Origin of the sequence: Streptosporangium sp. NPDC049644, assembly GCF_040675205.1 — a bacterium.
GTDB classification, from domain to species: Bacteria; Actinomycetota; Actinomycetes; order Streptosporangiales; family Streptosporangiaceae; genus Streptosporangium; species Streptosporangium fukuiense.
Genome location: NZ_JBFAOJ010000039.1, coordinates 42,919 through 62,010, shown reverse-complemented (window position 1 = coordinate 62,010; position 19,092 = coordinate 42,919). Strand labels below are relative to the sequence as shown.

Sequence of the window (19,092 nt, the reverse complement as noted above, 5' to 3'; positions counted from 1 at the left end):
TCCCGCGCGGCGCGGGGAGGGGCTCATCTCGCCGATTCGGGAGGATCGCGTGCGACGCTATTTCGGCCGGAAGCTGCTCGTGTACGGGCTCACCTTCCTCGTGGCCGTCACGATCAACTGGATGATCCCGCGCTTCATGCCGGGAGACCCGGTCCAGAGCATGCTGGCCAGGGCCAACGTGTCACAGCCCGCCGCCGTCGAGGCGATGCGCGCCCACTACACGAGCCTGTTCGGGCTCGACCTGCCGCTCTGGGAGCAGTACGGCAACTTCTGGGCCGCGCTGTTCCGGGGTGATCTGGGGACCAGCATCTGGTTGTTCCCCACCCCGGTGACCGACATCATCATCCGGGCGGTGCCGTACACGCTGGCACTGCTCATCCCGTCCATCCTGCTCAGCTGGTGGGCGGGCAACAGGTTCGGCGCCTTCGCCGCCAGGCGCAGGTGGCTGGACAACACCGCGCTGCCGATCGGGTACGTGCTCACCGCGACGCCCTACATGTGGCTGGCGATCCTGCTGGCCTGGGGGCTGGGCATCGTGGCAGGGATCTTCCCCGTCTCCGGCGGCTACAGCTTCGCCATGCGGCCCAACTGGTCGTGGGAGTTCGTCGGCAACCTGGCGCTGCACTGGTTCCTGCCGTTCGTCTCGCTCTTCCTCGTCGCGTTCGGGGGCTGGGCGATCGGCATGCGCAACATGATCATCTATGAGCTGGAGGCCGACTACTCCACCTACCTGTCCTCGCTGGGGGCCTCGCGGCGGCTCATCCGGCGCTACGCCTTCAGGAACGCGGTACTGCCGCAGATCACCGGCCTGGCCCTGCAGCTCGGCGTGCTCGTGGCCGGAGCCCTGGTCACCGAGATCGTCTTCTCCTATCCGGGGCTCGGCCACCTGATCCTCCAGGCGATCCAGAACCAGGACTTCTTCCTGCTGCAGGGGACCTTCCTGTTCATCGTGGTGGGCGTGCTGGTCGCCAACTTCATCATCGACATCGTCTACGTCCTGGTCGACCCGCGCACCAGGACCGGGATAGGAGGGGAGGCGGCATGACCGGCATCTCCGCGAACCGGCCCGCGGCCGAAGGAGGCGGGGCGCCATGACGGTCGTGCCCACCGCGCGCAACGAGGCCCTGTACTTCGCGCTGCGCAACGGGAAGCTGCTGGCCGGACTGGTCGTGCTGGTCCCGCTGCTCGCCCTGGCGGCCGGCGCCCCGCTGATCGCGGAGGGCGACCCGAACGCCTACGTCGCCACCCCGGCCTCGCCACCCTCGGCCGAGCACTGGTTCGGCACCACCATGTTCGGCCAGGACATCTTCGCCCAGTTCGTCTACGGCCTGCGCGTCACCTTCACCGTGGGGGTGCTCGGCGGCGGGCTGGCCGCGATCATCGGGATGGCGATCGGCTTCACCGCCGGATACCGGGGCGGCCTGGTCGACGAGGTGCTGAACATGCTCACCAACATCGTCCTGGTCCTGCCCGCACTGGCGGTGCTGCTGATCGTCAACGCCTACCTCGGGGTCCGCAGCGTCGGCGTGCAGGCGCTCTTCATCGGGCTCACCTCCTGGCCGTGGGCGGCCAGGGCGATCAGGGCCCAGACGTTCTCGCTGCGCTCGCGCGACTTCGTGGACCTGGCCAAGCTCAGCGGCGTGCGCACCTGGAAGATCATCACCAGGGAGATCGCGCCCAACATGAGCTCGTACCTCTTCATGACCTTCATCCTGCTGTTCGGCGGGTCGATCCTGATCGCCGCCTCGCTGGACTTCATCGGGCTCGGCCCCAGCGAGGGCGTCTCGCTCGGCCTGATGCTCAACAACGCGGCCCGCTGGAGCGCCCTGCACCTGGGCATGTGGTGGTGGTTCATCCCGCCGGGAGCCGGGATCACCGCCATCGTCGGCGCCCTGTACGTGATGAACGTCGGCCTGGACGAGGTCTTCAACCCGAAACTGCGGGAGCTGTAGATGACTCTGCGTGTGGACGACCTGAGGGTCCACTACCGGACTCTGCGCGGCGAGGTGAAGGCGCTGGACGGCGTCAGCTTCGGCGTCGGCGACGGCGAGATCCTCGGCTTGGCCGGCGAGTCCGGCTGCGGCAAGACCACCCTCGGCAAGAGCCTGATCAGGATGGACGGCCGGATGCGGCTGGCCGGGGGCACCGTCTCGCTGGACGGCGCGGAACTGCCAGTCGGCGACGACCGGCGGATGAACCCCTTCCGCTTCAAGCGGGTGTCGCTCATCCCGCAGTACTCCATGAGCGCGATGAACCCCACCCGCAGGATCGGCAGGATGATCACCGAGTTGCTCGCCTCCAGGGGCGAGAGCGTGGACACGGCCGAGCTGGAACGCCGACTGGACCTGGTGGAGCTGCCCAGGGACATCCTGGGGCGCTACCCCATCGAACTGTCCGGCGGGATGAAGCAGCGGATGGTGATGGTCATCTCCACGCTGCTCGACCCCTCCCTGCTCATCGCCGACGAGATCACCTCCGCGCTGGACGTGTCGACCCAGAAGGCCGTGGCCAGGACCCTGGTGGAGTTCCGGGACCGGGGTTTCGTGCGCAGCATGATCTTCGTCACCCACGACATCTCGCTGACCTACCAGATCGCCGACACGATCATGGTCATGTACGCGGGGAGGCTGGCCGAGAAGGCCCCCGCGAGCGTGATCGTCAGCGAGCCGCGCCACCCGTACACCCGAATGCTGATCTCCTCGCTGCCGGAGGTCGGGGTCCGCCACGCGGAGCGCAGGCTCTCCGGCATCCCCGGGCGGCCGCCCTCGCTGCTCGATCCGCCGCAGGGCTGCCGGTTCAGGGACCGCTGCCCGCTGGCCTTCGACAGGTGCGCCGAGGACCCCCCGCCCATCGAGGTCGCTCCCGGCCACCACGTCGCCTGTTGGAAGGCATGATGCTGAGTCTCGAAGGGGTCACCAAGACCTACCGGGTGGGTGCCTTCGGCACCGCGACCCTCACCGCCGTCGACGACGTGAGCCTTGACCTCGCGCCGGGGGAGGTGGTCTCCCTCATCGGCGAGAGCGGCAGCGGCAAGACGACCCTCGGCAAGGCGGTCCTCGGGCTGCTCACCCCGACGCGGGGCAGGATCACCCTCGACGGGGCCCCCGCGCGGCCGGGAAAGGCGTACTACCGGCACGTGCAGGGCGTCTTCCAGGACCCGTTCAGCTGCTACAACCCGGTCTTCAAGGCCGACCGGGTGGTCAAGATGATCAAGGATGAGTACTTTCCCGGCGTCGCGGCCTCCGAGTGGGAGGGCAGGATCGAGAAGTCGCTCGAGGACGTCGGCCTCGACCCCGGGCAGGTCCTGGGCCGGTATCCGCACCAGCTCAGCGGTGGCCAGCTGCAGCGCCTGCTGATCGCCAGGGCGCTCCTGCTCGACCTCAGGTACCTCGTCGCCGACGAGATCACCAGCATGCTCGACGCCTCCACCAGGATCGACGTGCTCAACCTGCTCGCCGACCTGAAGTCGCGCGGCCTCGGGGTGCTGTTCGTCACCCACGACCTGTCGCTGGGCAACTACATCAGCGAGCGGGCCGTGGTCCTGTACCGGGGGCAGGTGGTGGAGTCCGGTCCCACCGCCGCGGTGTTCGGCAACCCCCTCCACCCGTACACGATCAAGCTGCTGTCGTCGGTGCCGAGGCTCACCGCCCGGTGGGACGGCGGCGATCCCGCCGTCCCCGCCGAGGAGGTCTCAGCGGGGCCCTCCGCGCTGCTGGAGGAGGAACCGGGGCACTTCGTCCGGCGGGGCGACACCACACCGACAAGGAGCGTGAGTTGACGACGGTTGGGGCGGTAAGGGCGCTACACGAGGGCTGGACCCTGCACCAGGTGGGGGGCGGGATCTCCCGCGTCCCCGCCACGGTGCCGGGGTGCGTGCACACCGATCTGCTGGCCGCCGGGCTGATCGAGGACCCGTACCTGGACGACAACGAGAACCGGCTGACCTGGATCGGCCGCTCCGAGTGGGACTACGAGACGGTCTTCACCTGGAGCGCGGACGGGCACGAGCGCACCGACCTGGTCTGCGAGGGCCTCGACACGGTCGCCACGGTCGTCCTGAACGGTGTTCAGGTCGGAACCACGGCCAACCAGCACCGTTCCTACCGCTTCGCGGTGCGGGAGCTGTTGCGCGAAGGCGAGAACACGCTGCGGGTCCGTTTCGCCTCCCCGCAGGCCTACGCCGAGGCGCGCCGGGCCGAGCTGGGGGAGCGACCCGGCGCCTATGCGGCGCCCTACCAGTTCATCCGCAAGGTGGCCTGCAACTTCGGCTGGGACTGGGGCCCGGCCGTGGTCACCTCCGGCATCTGGCGGCCGATCGGGCTGCACGCCTGGAGCGGGGCCAGGCTGGCCTCGGTACGGCCGCTGGTGAGCGGGGACGGGCGCGTCGAGGTGCACGTCGCGGTCGAGCGCGCCACCGACGCACCCCTCACGTTGACCGCGCAGGTGGCCGGAATCTCCGTGCAAACGGTGCTGGCCCCCGATGAGCACGAGGCCGTCCTCACCCTCGCGGTGCCCGAGCCCCGGCTGTGGTGGCCGCGTGGCTACGGCGCGCAGGACCGCTACGAGCTGGTGGTAGGCCTCGGGGAGGAGACCTGGAGGGGCCGGATCGGGTTTCGCGACGTGCGCCTGGACCGCACCGGCGAGGGATTCACCATCGTGGTCAACGACGTGCCGGTTTTCGCGCGCGGCGTCAACTGGATCCCCGATGACTGCTTCCCGGCCCGCGTCACCCGCGAACGTCTGGCCGAACGCCTCGGCCAGGCCGTCGAGGCGAACGTCAACCTGCTGCGGGTCTGGGGCGGCGGCCTGTACGAGAGCGAGGACTTCTACGACCTGGCCGACGAGCTGGGCCTGCTCATCTGGCAGGACTTCCCGTTCGCCTGCGCCGCCTACCCCGAGGAGGAGCCGTTCGCGAGCGAGGTGGAGGCCGAGGCGCGCCAGAACGTCACCCGGCTGTCCTGGCGCCCTTCACTGGTGCTGTGGTGCGGCAACAACGAGAACCTCGAGGGCCACGCCGACTGGGGCTGGCGCGAGGAACTGGGGGAGAAAAGCTGGGGGGCGGGCTTCTACCACGACCTGCTGCCCTCGGTGGTGGCCGAGCTCGATCCCACCCGCCCCTACTGGCCGGGCAGCCCGTACTCCGGCGCCCCCGGCCTGGCGCCCAACGACCCCGCGCGCGGCACCGTCCACATCTGGGACGTGTGGAACCGCGAGGACTACACCCGCTACGGCGACTACCGCCCCCGCTTCGTCGCCGAGTTCGGCTTCCAGGGGCCGCCCGCCCACGCCACACTGCGCGGCTCGGTCTCCGACGACCCGCTCACCCCCACCTCACCCGGCGTGCTGCACCACCAGAAAGCGCACGAGGGCAACGCCAAGCTGCTGCGCGGCCTGGGCGAGCACCTGCCCCGGCCGGAGGGCTTCGACGACTGGCACTACTGGACCCAGCTCAACCAGGCCAGGGCGATGGCCTTCGGTATCGAGCGTTTCCGGGCGCTGGCACCTTACTGCGCGGGCACGATCGTCTGGCAGCTCAACGACTGCTGGCCGGTCACCTCCTGGTCGGCCGTCGACGGCGCCGGGCGGCGCAAGCCGCTGTGGTACGCGCTGCGCCGCGCCTACGCCGACCGCCTGCTCACCGTCTGCGACGGCGCCGTGGCCGTGGTCAACGACGGCCCGCGGCCCTGGGCGGGCGAGCTGGAGCTGCTACGGCTCGGCCTGGCAGGAGAGCCGCTGGCCAAGGAGACGATCGTGGTCGAGGTGGCGGCGCGCTCGGTGGCCAGGGTCGGGCTCCCGGACTCGGTGGCCGTCCCCGGGGACCCGTCCGCCGAGCTGCTCTCGGTGAGGCTGGGCGAGCACCGGGTGCTGCGCTTCTTCGCCGAGGACCCGCGAGTGGCCTTCCCGGTGGCCGCCTACGACACCGAGGTCGTCCCCGTGGCCGGTGGCCTGGACGTCACCGTCACCGCCAGGACCCTGCTGCGCGAGCTGGCCCTGTTCCCCGACCGCCTCGATCCGGCCTCCTCGGTGGACGACATGCTGCTGACCCTGCTTCCCGGTGAGAGCGTCACCCTGCACGTGACGGGCTCGCCCGATCCGGCCGCCCTGGTCACCCGCCCGGTGCTGCGCTGCGTCAACGATTGAACGTCCCCGGGCCGCCCGGACGGGCGGCCCGGTCACGAGACGGTCAAACGGAGCGGTGACCTCCGGAGATCACCCGGCGGCTCGCGTCCGGCGAGGACGGACCCGCACACGCCGCGGTCGGTGAGCCCGTTAGGCTTGACGCGCACATCCGACGACGCCGAGAGAGATCATGAAGACCTTCGAAGAGCTGTACGCCGAGCTGTCCGACAAGGCGCGCACCCGGCCCGCGGGCTCGGGCACCGTGGCCGCGCTGGACGCCGGAGTCCATGCCATCGGCAAGAAGGTCGTGGAGGAGGCCGCCGAGAGCTGGATGGCGGCCGAGCACGAGTCGAAGGAGCGGGCGGCCGAGGAGATCTCCCAGCTCCTCTACCACGTGCAGGTCCTCATGATCGCCAGGGGGATCGGACTGGACGAGGTCTACAAGCATCTGTGAGCCGGTGAGCCCGGCTCCCGGTTCGTAGGCAGATCCCGTCCACAGGTAAGGAACCCAGCCATGCTCCGTATCGCCGTACCCAACAAGGGCGCCCTCACCGAGGCCGCCCAGACGATCCTCAAGGAAGCCGGATACCGCGCCCGCAAGGACAGCAAGGAGCTCGTGGTCGTCGACCCGGAGAACTCCTGCGAGCTGTTCTTCCTGCGGCCCAAGGACATCGCCGTCTACGTCGGCGAGGGCACCCTGGACGCGGGGATCACCGGCCGCGACATGCTCCACGACTCCGGGGCGCAGGTCGAGGAGATCATCCCGCTCGGCTTCGGCCGCTCCACCTTCCGCTTCGCCGCGAACCCGGGAGACTTCACCTCCGTCGCCGACCTCAAGGGCAGGCGCATCGCCACCTCCTACGCGGGCCTGCTGGAGTCCTACCTGGCCGAACAGGGCGTCGACGCCCGGGTGATCAAGCTGGACGGCGCCGTCGAGACCGCCATCCGGCTGGGCGTGGCCGACGCGGTGGCCGACGTGGTGGAGACCGGCACCACGCTGCGCAACATCGGCCTGGAGGTGTTCGGCGAGCCGATCGCCCGCTCCGAGGGCGTGCTGATCAAGCGGATCGGCGCCGTGGAGGCCCCGGGCCTGCAGCAGCTCGTCCGCCGTCTGCAAGGCGTGCTGATGGCACGTGACTACGTGATGATGGACTACGACATCCGCGCCGAGCGGATCGAGGAGGCCATCGCCCTCACCCCCGGAATGGAGGGCCCCACGGTCTCTCCGCTGCACCGGGAGGGCTGGGTCGCGGTCCGGGCCATGGTCCCGCGCAGGGGGCACCAGCAGGTCATGGACCAGCTCTGGGAGATCGGTGCCAAGGCCATCCTGGTGACCGCCATCTTCGCGTGCCGGATCTGACCCGCCGTCCGTGACCTCCCGCGCCAGGCGGTGTCCGCGTATCTGACAAATGTCATCTCCAAACCCGGAGGAGCGGCACTAAGGATTCCCGCCGGGCACTCCTAGCGTTGGGGCATGGACGCCATCGCCCTCACAGACGTGAGCAAGAGCTACGGCAACGTGCTCGCCGTCGACGGCCTGAACCTCGCCGTCGAGGCGGGCCGGACCGTCGCCCTGCTCGGCCCCAACGGGGCCGGCAAGTCGACCTCGATCAACATGATGCTCGGCCTGATCCGCCCGGGTGGGGGCCGTGTCGAGATCCTGGGAGGCTCCCCCGAGGCGGCCGTCGCCCGGGGTGAGGTCGGGGCCATGCTGCAGAGCGGTGAGCTCATCGGTGAACTCACGGTCAGGGAACTGGTCGACTTCGTCCGGCGGCTCTACCCGGAGCCGCTCGGTCTCGACGAGATCCTGCGAGTGGCCGACCTCACGGAACTGGCGCGGCGGCGTGCCGACAAGCTGTCCGGCGGTCAGGCGCAGCGGGTCAGGTTCGCCCTAGCCATCGCGGGCGCGCCCAAACTGCTGGTGCTGGACGAGCCCACCGCGGCCATGGACGTGGAGTCGCGGCTGCGGTTCTGGAAGAGCATTCGCGAGTACGCCGCCGAGGGCCGGACGGTCCTGTTCGCCACCCACTACCTGGAGGAGGCCGACGAGAACTCCGACAGGGTCATCGTGATCACCCGGGGCCGGGTCGTGGCCGACGGCACCGCCGCCCAGATCAAGGCGGGGATCGGCGACCACGTCGTCCGCTTCACCCTGGGCGGGCAGCCGGTCGCGGGGCTGGACGGCCTGCCGGGCGTCTCCGCCGCGGAGATCTCCCAGGACGTCGCCACGCTGCGCACCGCCGACCCCGACGCCACCGTGGCGGCCCTGTACCGGGGCACCTCGCTGGAGATCCGCGACCTCAGGATCATCGGCGCCGACCTCGAAGACGCCTTTCTCGCCCTCACCCGGGAGCCCTGATGCCGAACTACGTCAAGATCGAGATCCTGAGGATGCTGCGCAACAGGCGCTACATCATCTTCGTGGTGGGCTTTCCCGTGGTGTTCTACCTGATCTTCTCCGGCATCTGGGGCGCCCAGACGGATTCCGGCGGGGTACGGGCCGCCGTCGTCCTCATGGTCTCCATGGCCGCGTACGGGGCGATCGCGGCCTGTCTGATGAGCACCGCCGTGCCGTGGGCGCAGGAGCGGCAGTCCGGCTGGCTCCGCCAGCTTCAGGTCACCCCGCTGCCCGGCTGGGCGATCATCGTCACCAAGCTGATCGCCTCGCTGCTGCTGGTGCTGCCGTCCATGGTGCTGGTCTGCCTGGCCGCGGTCCTCACCCAGGGCGTCCGGCTGCCGGTGGGGGAGTGGCTCGTGCTGATTCCGGCCCTGTGGATCGGCGCCGTGCCGTTCGCCGCGCTCGGCCTGCTGCTCGGTTCGCTGCTGCCCGCGGACGCCGCCCAGTCGGCCGCGATGATCAGCACGTTCGGGCTGGCGATCCTGGGCGGGCTGTGGTTCCCTGTGGAGATCATGCCCGAGGCCATGCAGAGCGTCGTGCACGCGATGCCCTCCTTCTCCTACGCCGACATCGGCCAGCACCTCGTCGCCGGCGGCGCGGCGCCGCCGTCCGCCGTGCTGACCGTCGTGGCCTGGGCCGCGGTACTCGGCACCGCCGCGGTGTTCGCCTACCGCAGGGCACTCGCGCGCGCATGATGCGCGTCTCCGCGCTCACCTTCGGCGGGACGGGCGAGCGCCCGTCCCGCCTCCGGCGGCTGTCGGGGATCTCCATCGGCCTGGTCTACCTGTGCTTCCCGGTCCTGGAGATCATCACCGGCGAGGTGTCCGGGGTCAGGGCCGTCTGGGGAGGCGCCGGCCTGGCCGCCTTCGTCGCCTGCTACATCGCCACGGTGCTGAGCCCGAGGAACTTCGGTGACCCGACCCGCCTGACGTACTGGCTGCTGGGGGTGACCACGCTCCTGGGGATCGGTCTGGCGGTGGCCTTCGGCGGAGGCTGGCTGACCCTGCCGATCTACCTGGCCGTGGTCTACGGCATGGCGCTGCGTCCCCGGCTCTCGGTGGCAGGTGTTCTCGCGATGGGCCTCGCCGTCGCGCTGATCGGCCTGCTGAAGGAGCACGACCCCGGCACCACCCTGGTGCTCGTCTTCCAGGTCATCACGCTCGGTGTCCTGTTCATGGGGGTGCGCAACACCCGGATGCTGGTGGCGAGGCTCCGCCAGGCGCAGGAGGAGGTGGCGCGGCTGGCCGCGAGCGAGGAGCGGCTGCGCATCGCCAGGGACCTGCACGACCTGCTCGGCCACAGCCTGTCACTGATCGTGCTGAAGAGCGAGCTGGCCGGGCGGTTGGCGGAGAGCGGCTCGGAACGGACCGTGGCCGAGATCCGCGACATCGAGTCGGTGGCCAGGCAGGCGCTGGTCGAGGTGCGCGACGCCGTCACCGGCTACCGCCAGCGTGGCCTCTCCGGCGAGCTGGACGGTGCCCGCGCCGCCCTGGAGGCCGCCGGGACGAGGCTGACGATCCGGCTCGCGGGCACCCCGCTGCCGGACGCGCTGGACGAACTGCTGGGCTGGGCGGTGCGGGAGGGCGTAACCAACGTCGTCCGGCACGCGCGGGCGACCCGGTGCGAGATCGAGGTGACCATGGACGAGGAGGCCGCGGCCCTGAGGATCGTGGACGACGGACGCGGCGCGGCCTCGTACGGGCCGGGCAGTGGGCTGACCGGGCTCACCGAGCGGGTGCGGGCGGCCGGCGGCACGATGTCCGCCGGGCCGCAGCCGACCGGCTTCGCCCTCAGAGTCACGGTGCCGCATGCCGGGACCTCCCGCCCGCCGACGAGAGGGGTGCGATGATCCGGGTGCTGCTGGTGGAGGACCAGGCGATGGTGCGGGGCGCCCTGGCCTCGCTCCTCGGCCTGGAGCCCGACATCGAGGTGGTGGGAGAGGCCGCCGACGCCGGGGAGGCGCTCGCGGTGGCCCTGCGGACCCGGCCGGACGTCGCGCTGCTCGACGTCGAGATGCCCGGCGACGACGGCATCACCGCCGCCTCGCGGATCCGCGAGGCGCTGCCCGGCTGCCGGATCATGATCCTGACCACCTTCGGCCGCCCCGGCTATCTGCGCAGGGCGATGGAGGCGGGCGCGATGGCCTTCCTGGTCAAGGACAGCCCGGCCCGGGAACTGGCCGCCGCCGTCCGGCGGGTCCGCGGCGGCGAGCGCGTCATCGACCCCGGCCTGGCCGCCGCCGCGCTCAGTGCCGGCCCCAACCCGCTGTCCACCCGCGAGCGTGACGTCCTGGTCGCCGCCTCGGGCGGTGCCAGCATCGCCGACATCGCCGCGCACCTGCACCTGTCGGAGGGTACGGTCCGCAACTACCTCTCCTCGGCCATCCGCAAGACGCACGCCCGCAACCGCATCGAGGCCGTCGAGCGCGCCCGCACCCAGGGCTGGCTCTGAGCCGGGTTCACGAGGAGAGCGCCGCGGCCTCCTCGGCCTCGATCTGCTCGTTCCACTCGCGCTTGGTGGAGCGCCAGGCCTCGTCGTCGCGGCCCAGGCGCCAGTAGCCCGAGATGGACAGCCGAGCCAGCGGGACGCCGCGCTCGGTGCGCAGGTGGCGCCTGAGCTCGCGGACGAAGCCCGCCTCGCCGTGCACGAAGGCGTGCACGGTGCCGTCGGGGAAGTCCAGCTCGCGGACCGCCCGGACGAGCCGCTCACCGACCGGGCCCCCCTTGCGGTGCAGCCAGACGATCTTCACGTCGCCCGGTGAGTCGAGGAGCTGCTCCTCCCGGGCGTCCTCGACCTCGATGAAGGCCCAGGCCCGCGCCCCGGCGGGGAGGCGTTCCAGGGAGGCGGCGATGGCCGGCAGCGCGCTCTCGTCCCCCGCGAACAGGTGCCAGTCGGCCTCCGGGTCGGGGGCGTAGGCCCCGCCGGGGCCGAAGAAACAGATCTCCTCACCCGGCTGGACCCGGTCGGCCCACGGTCCGGCGAGGCCGCTGTCACCGTGGTGGACGAAGTCGATCGTCAGCTCGCCCGCGTCGGCGTCCCAGCGGCGGACGGTGTAGGTGCGGGTGGTGGGCCACTGCTCGCGGGGCAGGTCGCGGCGGATCGCCTCCATGTCGAACGGCTGCGGGTAGCTCACTCCCGCCGGGGCGAACAGCAGCTTCAGGTAGTGGTCCGTGTACTCGTCCGCGCGGAAACCGGCGAGCCCAGGGCCGCCGAGCACCACCCGGATCATGTGGGGGGTGAGCCGCTCGACCCGCTGGACCCGGCCGCTCGTCACCTTGCGCGCGGTTCTCTCGTCTGCCATATGTCACTCCGGGGAAGTCGAAGTTAGGTGAACCTAACTCGTACCATACGTCACCAAAGGGGAGTGATGGGGGCCGCCACCCGATCTGCCCCTTCCGGGGCGGCGATGATCTCGCGGTCCGCCGTCGCGGAGCCGGCGGCCGCTGTTATGAATCTACATCGTAAAGGCGCTGGCGCCGGTGCGGAGACCCTCCGGCTCCGGGCGCCCGTGCCTCAGTGCCGCATGGACGCGACCTGGCGGATCAGGTCGGAGACCCGCACGATGCCCATGCAGCGGCCGACCTCGTCGGTGACCACCAGGTCGTCGTAGACGCGCTCGGCGTCGCGGCCCGCGACCTGCATGGCCGCGATGGCGGTGGTCGTCCTGGGAACCGCGCGGGCGGGGTCGGCCAGCCGCCCGGCGGGTTTCCTGCCGTGCAGGGCGTGGCCGAACCGGCCTGAGATCGACAGCAGGAACCGGCTGCGGTCGAGGCTGCCCCTGGGGCGCTGGTACTCGTCGACGAGGACCACGCTGGTGATGGACGGCTCACCGCCGAAGGCGTCGATCGCGGCTTCGGCGGTGGCCTCGTAGGGGAGGGTCACCGCGGGCAGCAGGAACTCCTGGACGCGCGGGCCGAGGGTGAAGCGGGACGGCTCCTGTTCGACGAGCGGGAGTGGTACGTGCACCCGGCCGGACGGGCCGGGGGCCAGCAGCGGGCCCTGTGCGAGCCGGACCCCCCAGCCGCGGAGCGCGGAGAGCTGCGCCTCGTCGCGCACGCCGGGGGCCAGCACGTGCGCGCCCGCCTCCCTGGCGAGCCGGGCCAGCCCCTCGCCGATGGCGGTGCGGCGCGGGTCGCGGGGCACCTGGGCGATCAGGTCCGGGGAGATCACCGCCAGGTAGGGCGCCGCGTCGGCGAGAAGGTCCAGCGGGATGTGCCCGGTGCCCAGGTCGCCCACCGCGAGGAGGTAGCCGATGGCGCGCAGGCCGTCCAGGCCGACGATCAGGGAGCGGCGCTCGAACTGGGCGAAGTCACCTCGTACGGTGAGGATCACCTCGCGGGGCCGCCGCCCGGACGCGCGGAGGGCCTCGTGCAGCGGCGCGAGCGCGGCCGTGCCGCCGATCACCGCGGCCGTCGGCAGGGTCAGCACCAGCGGGAGCAGGGTCTCGCCGGCGGCGGCGTCGTGCACGGTCTGGATCGTGGTGGAGATGTTCCCCCGGCCCGCGCCTCCCGCCTGGAGTGCGATGACGCCTCCGGTCTCGAGGTCGACGACAGGCGTGAGGCTCGTGGGGGCCGCTGTGGAGTCCTGCGGATTGACGTGCGCTCTGGTCGTCACGTTCAAAGGATGGGGGTTCCTTTGGCGCTGCAGAAGCAACGTGCAGCGATGTTCACTGATATTTCGCCATACGTTGGACTTGTCCAGCGTGATCGTGTGTTCCGTGAGGTCAGCCGGTAGTGTCGCGTTTCATGACGTCGCGACCGGCCAAGGGGGGAGGCCGCTGGGTCTCGGTGGCGCCCGACCGCCTGAACCGCTGGATCGACGGTTTCGTCGACAGGCACGGGCCGCCGCGGGTGACGGCCTCGGCCTCCGAGGTACGCCTTGAGGGTGCGGACGGCGCGGTCGCCGAGTGCCGGGTGCCGTTTCCGCCGCTCGTCCAGGCCGGGGGCGGCCCGCTGGCGCGTCTGGTCACCCACGTGCGCACCGAGCGCAGGGTCGGGGTGCTGCTGGTGCGGCTGGGGGGACACGCGGCGGGGATCTTCCAGGGAGCGGAGCTGCTCTCCTCCAAGGTCGGCTCGCGGCCGGTGCACGGGCGTAGTGCGGCGGGCGGCTGGTCACAGCGGCGCTTCGCCCGGCGCAGGGAGAAGCAGGTGGACCAGGCGCACGAGGCGGCGGCCGAGGTGGCGCTGCGCGTCCTGGGGCCGCGGGTGGAGGAGTTGGAGGCGGTCGTGCTCGGCGGGGACCGGCGCGCGGTCGACGCGCTGCGCTCGGACCGCAGGCTCGCCCCGGTCTTCGCGCTGGAGGCCGAGCCCTTCCTGACGGTTCCCGATCCGAGGCTGGTGGTCCTGCGGGACACCCCCGCCCAGTTCCGCGCGGTCCGTATCAGGGTGAGCGATCCCACGTAATCCAGGAGAGCCGGGTCGTCGCCGCGCCGTACACTGATCGGTATGCGCACTCCCGATTGACCGTCGTCCCGATGAAGGCGAGACGGCCGAGCCGAGAGCCGGGAGACACAGGGCGCGGCGGGTTCGGCCACAGTGAAGTGAGCCTGTGTATTTCCTGCTGGGAGTGTTCTCCAACCATGATCGTAGCTTCTGACATCGAACTGCGGGCCGGGGCCCGCCTGCTCATCGAGGGCGCGTCGTTCCGGGTGAACCCCGGCGACAAGATCGGGCTTGTCGGCCGCAACGGGGCCGGGAAGACCACGCTGACCCGGGTGCTCGCGGGAGAGGGGGCGGCGGCCTCGGGCACGGTCTCCATCAGCGGGGAGGTCGGTTACCTGCCGCAGGACCCGCGTACCGGTGATCTGCACGTGCTCGCCCGCGACCGCATCCTGTCGGCCCGCGGGCTGGACGAGGTGCTGCGTGAGCTGCGCGAGGCCGAGTTGGGCATGTCCTCGGCGGACGATCGCACCAGAGACCGTGCCGTGCGCGCCTACGGGCGCCTGGAGGACCGGCTGCACGTGCTGGGCGGGTACGCCGCCGAGTCGGAGGCCGCCTCCATCGCCTCCAGTCTGGGGTTGCCGGACCGGGTGCTCGGCCAGCCGTTGGAGACGCTCTCCGGGGGGCAGCGCAGGCGGGTGGAACTGGCTCGAATCCTCTTCAGCGGGGCAGAGACTCTCCTTCTTGACGAGCCGACAAACCACCTAGATGCTGACTCAATCGGGTGGCTTCGTGATTTTTTACGATCTCACCAGGGCGGCTTGATCATTATTAGCCACGACGTGGGGCTTCTTGAAGCGACGGTAAACCGCGTCCTGCACCTCGACGCCAACCGCGCGGTGATCGACACCTACAACGTCGGCTGGAAGGCCTATCTGGCCCAGCGGGAGACCGACGAGAAGCGCAGGAGGCGCGAGCGCGCCAACGCCGAGAAGCAGGCCTCCGCCCTGATGTCGCAGGCCGACAAGATGCGTGCCAAGGCGACCAAGGCCAAGGCCGCGCAGGACATGCAGCGCCGTGCCGAGCGCCTGCTCTCCGGCCTGGAGGTGGAGCGGCGCGGCGACAAGGTCGCCAAGCTGCGCTTCCCCCAGCCGGCTCCGTGCGGGCGTACCCCGATCATGGCGGAGGGGCTGTCGAAGTCGTACGGCTCCCTGGAGGTCTTCACGGACGTCGACGCCGCCGTGGACAGGGGGAGCAGGGTCGTGATCCTGGGGCTGAACGGCGCGGGGAAGACCACCCTGTTGCGCATTCTGGGGGGCGTCGAGGAGCCCGACACCGGGGCGGTCAAGGCCGGCCACGGGCTCAAGCTGGGTTACTACGCGCAGGAGCACGAGACGATCGACCCCGGCCGCAGCGTGCTGGAGAACATGCGCTCTGCCGGGGGAGAACTCCCCGACGTGGAGTTGCGCAAGGTTCTGGGCTCGTTCCTGTTCACCGGCGACGACGTGGACAAGCCCGCGGGGGTGCTGTCCGGCGGGGAGAAGACGCGGCTGGCGCTGGCCACGCTGGTGCTGTCGGCGGCCAATGTCCTCCTCCTCGACGAGCCCACGAACAACCTCGATCCGGCCAGCCGGGAACAGGTTCTTTCGGCACTGAAGTCCTATTCTGGGGCGATTGTGCTCGTCACGCATGATGAGGGTGCTGTAGAGGCTCTACGACCCGATAGGGTGATCTTGCTACCTGACGGAGTTGAAGACGCATGGAGCGACGAATTTTCCGATCTTGTGGCACTTGCCTGATCTTAATTTGAGCGGGTACGGATCTTTTCCCGTGGAGTAGGTAGCCGATCTCGCTGAAATGACTGATCATGGCGTGTGTAACGCTGCGGAAGTCTGGCACTACAGGAGGTACTCGTGGCCGAGACTCTCAAGAAGGGCACCCGGGTTACCGGGGCCGACCGTGAAAAACTGGCCTCCGATCTCAAGAAGCGCTACAGCGCGGGTGAAAGCATCCGCGCTCTGGCCGCTTCGACCGGCAGGTCGTACGGGTTCATCCACCGCATCCTGAGCGAGTCCGGTGTGACTCTACGCGGGCGCGGTGGCGCCACCCGGGGCAAGTCCAAGCGCTGACTCCGCCTCGGAACGCGCGACCGCAGCCGCTCGTCCCCCACACGCCGAAGCCGTTCCCGCCCGGGCCTATAGAACCTCATTCTGGAGAGTCGATAGGCTCGGGCGAGGCGGAGACGGAAGGTGGGAGAACGGGCGATGGTGGAAGTGGCGTTCGGGGGGAGTGCGGAGGAGATCTCTCTGAAGGAGGTCGGTCTGCGCTACGAGGTGGACGGCGAGATCGCGACGATCACGCTGGACCGTCCGGAGAAGCGGAACGCTCAGACGTTCGCTACCTGGTCGGCTCTGGCTCATATCGGTGACAACCTGCCGCAGCAGGTGAGGGTCGTCGTGATCAGAGGTGAGGGGCCGTCCTTCTCGGCGGGGATCGATCTGAGGATGTTCACCCCGGAGGGGGTGCCAGGGCAGGGGGCGTTCACGTCCCTGGCGACACTCGACGAGACGACTTTCGTCGATCGGGTGGCGGCGGCCCAGCGGGGTTTTCTCTGGCTGAGACGTCCCGACATCGTCTCCGTGGCGGCCGTGCAGGGCCACGCGGTCGGTGCGGGGTTCCAGCTGGCGCTCGCCTGTGACCTGCGGGTCCTGGCGGACGACGCCAAACTGTGCATGAAGGAGCCGGCCCTCGGGCTGGTTCCCGACCTGACCGGCACCAAGCCGCTGGTCGAGCTGGTGGGCCTGTCCCGGGCCATCGAGATCTGTCTGACCGCCCGCGTCGTGGGGGCGCAGGAGGCGGCCAGGATCGGCCTGGCCGAACTGGTCGTCGCACCGGGGGAGCTGACGGAGGCCGTGCGCGACCTGACCGCCGCGCTGCTGGCGACCAACCGTGACGCCGCGACGGCGACCAAGCGGCTGCTCCAGGGGGCTTCGGGGCGCACGCTGGAGGAGCAGGCTGCGGCCGAGGCGCGCGAACAGGAGGCGCGCATCAAGGCGCTTTTCGGGTAGGTCATCGAGCTTCCAGACGGCCCGTCGTGTTCGGCGAGGAGACCGCCGGGCGGGTGAGTCGCCTCCCCGTCGCGGCTCCCGGCTGCGAAACGGCCGGGCCTGGCCGCCGCCTGTGTCGGCGGAGGGAGGCGGGAAGCCGCCCTTGTCTCGGGCGGGCCGGCGATGTTCGCCTCAAGCTGACGAGGGAATGGGCGCGCCTCTCCCGGTGCTCGCATCGGGAGAGGAGGCCAGATGGCGATGATGGGTGGGGGCTTCGGTCCCCAGATGATGCGTTCGCTACGGCGGGACAGCTCGGTGACCAAGGAGCGTCTGACGCCGGGCACGGTCCGGCGCATCGCCCGCTACGCCAGGCCCTTCTCGCGGCATATCGCCGCCTTCCTCGCGCTGGTCGTGGTCGGCTCGGTCATCGTGATCGCCAACCCGCTGCTGATGAAGGCGATCATCGACGACGGCATCGCCGCCAGGCGTCAGGGGGTGGTGATCGCCCTCGCGCTGGTCATCGCGGGCCTGGCGGTCGCGGACGCGGTGCTCACCCTGGCCCAGCGCTGGTTCTCCGCGCGGATCGGCGAGGGTCTCATCTACAACCTGCGCACCGAGGTCTTCGACCACGTCCAGCGGATGCCGGTGGCCTTCTTCACCCGCACCCAGACCGGTGCCCTGGTCTCCCGGCTCAACACCGACGTCATCGGCGCCCAGCGCGCCCTGACCAGCACGCTGTCGTCGGTCGTGGCCAACGTGGTCATGCTGGTGCTGGTTCTCGGCGCCATGCTGGTGCTCTCGTGGCAGATCACCCTCGTCGCCCTCGTGCTGCTGCCGATCTTCGTCTTCCCCGCCAAGTGGGTCGGCAGGAAGATGTCCGGGCTCACCCGTGAGCAGATGCAGCTCGACGCCGAGATGAGTTCCATGATGACCGAGCGGTTCAACGTCGCCGGTGCGATGGTCGCCAAGCTGTACGGCCGCCCGGCCGACGAGGCCGCCTCCTTCGGCGGCAAGGCGGGGCGGGTGCGCGACGTCGGCGTCACCGTGGGCATGTACGGGACGGTCTTTCGGGTCGCGCTCGGCCTGGTGGCGGCGCTGGCCACCGCCCTGGTGTACGGCCTGGGCGGCCTGCTGGCCGTCTCCGGCGTCTTCGAACTCGGCACCCTGGTGGCCCTCGCCGCCCTCCTGATGCGCCTGTACGGCCCGCTGACGAGCCTGTCGAACGTGCACGTGGACGTGATGACCGCGCTGGTCAGCTTCGACCGGGTCTTCGAGGTGCTCGACCTGCGGCCCATGGTCGCCGAGCGCCCCGACGCCGAGCCCCTTCCCGAGGGGCCGGTCTCGGTGGAGTTCGACGACGTCCGGTTCAGGTACCCCACGGCCTCGGAGGTGTCGCTGGCCTCGCTGGAGGCGGTGGCCCGCCCCGACAGCGGGCCGGGCCACGAGGTGCTGCGCGGCGTCACCTTCACCGCCCGCCCCGGCCAGATGGTCGCCCTGGTCGGCCCCTCGGGAGCGGGAAAGACCACCATCACGGGCCTGGTCTCGCGCCTCTACGACGTCAGCGAGGGCGCGGTGCGGATCAACGGCCTGGACGTGCGCGAGGCCACCCTGGCCTCGCTGCGCGACACCGTGGGGGTCGTCATGCAGGACGCCCACCTGTTCCACGACACCATCGGGGCCAACCTCCGCTACGCCAGGCCCGGGGCGAGCGAGGAGGAGATCTGGGAGGCGCTGCGGGCCGCCCAGATCGCCGAGTTGGTGCTGGACCTGCCCGAGGGGCTGGAGACCGTGGTGGGCGACCGGGGCCACCGGCTGTCCGGCGGTGAGAAGCAGCGGCTGGCCCTGGCGAGGTTGCTGCTCAAGGCGCCCCGGGTGGTCGTCCTCGACGAGGCCACCGCGCATCTGGACTCCGAGTCCGAGGCCGCCGTCCAGCAGGCGCTGAAGATCGCGCTGGCCGGGCGCACCTCGCTGGTCATCGCCCACCGGCTGTCCACGATCCGCGAGGCCGACCAGATCCTGGTGGTCCAGGACGGCCAGATCGTCGAGCGGGGCCGGCACGAGGAACTGCTGAGCAGGGGGGCGGTCTACGCCGAGCTCTACCGGACTCAGTTCAGTCAGGCGTCCTGACTTCGTCCGCGGCGCCGGCGGC

Annotated in this window: 18 protein-coding genes; 16 read left to right on the top strand and 2 right to left on the bottom strand. The window is 70.6% G+C overall.

Features of this window, described 5'->3' with window-relative positions; translation table 11 throughout:
- Positions 1-49: 49 nt before the first annotated feature.
- The 11 genes from AB0J58_RS22325 (at position 50) to AB0J58_RS22275 (ending at position 10,969) form a co-directional block, all read left to right on the top strand.
- Positions 50-1,045, top strand: a complete 996-nt coding sequence (locus AB0J58_RS22325; protein ID WP_364218339.1) for an ABC transporter permease — start codon at positions 50-52, stop codon at positions 1,043-1,045.
- 46 nt (positions 1,046-1,091) lie between these two features.
- The gene (locus tag AB0J58_RS22320) at positions 1,092-1,952 is read left to right on the top strand and encodes an ABC transporter permease (RefSeq protein ID WP_364218337.1); all 861 of its coding nucleotides are present in this window, start codon (positions 1,092-1,094) and stop codon (positions 1,950-1,952) included.
- Positions 1,953-2,894, top strand: coding sequence for an ABC transporter ATP-binding protein (locus tag AB0J58_RS22315; RefSeq protein ID WP_364218335.1), 942 nt, complete (start codon positions 1,953-1,955; stop codon positions 2,892-2,894).
- Positions 2,894-3,778 carry an ATP-binding cassette domain-containing protein gene (locus tag AB0J58_RS22310; protein WP_364218356.1) on the top strand — a complete coding sequence of 295 codons (885 nt, stop codon included), beginning with the start codon at positions 2,894-2,896 and terminating at the stop codon, positions 3,776-3,778. The genes AB0J58_RS22315 and AB0J58_RS22310 overlap by 1 nt, the downstream gene beginning before the upstream one ends.
- Entirely contained in the window at positions 3,775-6,141 is a 2,367-nt protein-coding gene (locus AB0J58_RS22305; RefSeq protein ID WP_364218333.1) for a glycoside hydrolase family 2 protein, read from the top strand. The genes AB0J58_RS22310 and AB0J58_RS22305 overlap by 4 nt, the downstream gene beginning before the upstream one ends.
- Positions 6,142-6,310: 169 nt before the next feature.
- Positions 6,311-6,574, top strand: coding sequence for a phosphoribosyl-ATP diphosphatase (locus AB0J58_RS22300; RefSeq protein WP_030904803.1), 264 nt, complete (start codon positions 6,311-6,313; stop codon positions 6,572-6,574).
- 60 nt (positions 6,575-6,634) lie between these two features.
- Positions 6,635-7,480: an ATP phosphoribosyltransferase gene (hisG, locus tag AB0J58_RS22295; RefSeq protein ID WP_364218331.1), complete on the top strand. Its 846-nt coding sequence runs from the start codon at positions 6,635-6,637 to the stop codon at positions 7,478-7,480.
- A 114-nt stretch (positions 7,481-7,594) separates the two neighbouring features.
- A complete protein-coding gene (locus AB0J58_RS22290; protein ID WP_343972274.1) occupies positions 7,595-8,479 on the top strand; it encodes an ABC transporter ATP-binding protein in 885 nt (294 codons plus the stop codon).
- The gene (locus tag AB0J58_RS22285) at positions 8,479-9,213 is read left to right on the top strand and encodes an ABC transporter permease (protein WP_343972277.1); all 735 of its coding nucleotides are present in this window, start codon (positions 8,479-8,481) and stop codon (positions 9,211-9,213) included. The genes AB0J58_RS22290 and AB0J58_RS22285 overlap by 1 nt, the downstream gene beginning before the upstream one ends.
- Positions 9,210-10,367, top strand: a complete 1,158-nt coding sequence (locus AB0J58_RS22280; RefSeq protein ID WP_364218329.1) for a sensor histidine kinase — start codon at positions 9,210-9,212, stop codon at positions 10,365-10,367. The genes AB0J58_RS22285 and AB0J58_RS22280 overlap by 4 nt, the downstream gene beginning before the upstream one ends.
- Positions 10,364-10,969, top strand: a complete 606-nt coding sequence (locus AB0J58_RS22275) for a response regulator transcription factor (RefSeq protein WP_364218327.1) — start codon at positions 10,364-10,366, stop codon at positions 10,967-10,969. Before AB0J58_RS22280 ends, AB0J58_RS22275 begins: the two co-directional genes overlap by 4 nt.
- Before the next feature lie 7 nt (positions 10,970-10,976).
- On the opposite strand, the gene AB0J58_RS22270 is transcribed toward AB0J58_RS22275, so the two are convergent.
- Both AB0J58_RS22270 and AB0J58_RS22265 read right to left on the bottom strand, forming a co-directional pair.
- On the bottom strand, positions 10,977-11,819 hold the full coding sequence (locus AB0J58_RS22270) for a siderophore-interacting protein (RefSeq protein ID WP_343972286.1): 843 nt from the start codon (positions 11,817-11,819) through the stop codon (positions 10,977-10,979).
- Positions 11,820-12,031: 212 nt separating this feature from the next.
- Positions 12,032-13,132, bottom strand: a complete 1,101-nt coding sequence (locus tag AB0J58_RS22265) for an EAL domain-containing protein (RefSeq protein ID WP_364218325.1) — start codon at positions 13,130-13,132, stop codon at positions 12,032-12,034.
- Between the two features lie 131 nt (positions 13,133-13,263).
- Between AB0J58_RS22265 and AB0J58_RS22260 the strand changes: the two genes are divergently transcribed.
- From AB0J58_RS22260 to AB0J58_RS22240, 5 genes are all read left to right on the top strand, one after another.
- Complete coding sequence (locus AB0J58_RS22260) at positions 13,264-13,920, top strand: acVLRF1 family peptidyl-tRNA hydrolase (protein WP_343972293.1); 657 nt, start codon at positions 13,264-13,266, stop codon at positions 13,918-13,920.
- A gap of 176 nt (positions 13,921-14,096) precedes the next feature.
- On the top strand, positions 14,097-15,695 hold the full coding sequence (locus tag AB0J58_RS22255; RefSeq protein ID WP_343972296.1) for an ABC-F family ATP-binding cassette domain-containing protein: 1,599 nt from the start codon (positions 14,097-14,099) through the stop codon (positions 15,693-15,695).
- 114 nt (positions 15,696-15,809) lie between these two features.
- Complete coding sequence (locus tag AB0J58_RS22250; RefSeq protein WP_030904785.1) at positions 15,810-16,025, top strand: helix-turn-helix domain-containing protein; 216 nt, start codon at positions 15,810-15,812, stop codon at positions 16,023-16,025.
- A 135-nt stretch (positions 16,026-16,160) separates the two neighbouring features.
- Entirely contained in the window at positions 16,161-16,964 is an 804-nt protein-coding gene (locus AB0J58_RS22245; protein WP_343972312.1) for an enoyl-CoA hydratase/isomerase family protein, read from the top strand.
- 231 nt (positions 16,965-17,195) lie between these two features.
- Positions 17,196-19,070, top strand: a complete 1,875-nt coding sequence (locus AB0J58_RS22240) for an ABC transporter ATP-binding protein (protein ID WP_364218323.1) — start codon at positions 17,196-17,198, stop codon at positions 19,068-19,070.
- The last annotated feature ends 22 nt before the right edge of the window (positions 19,071-19,092 follow it).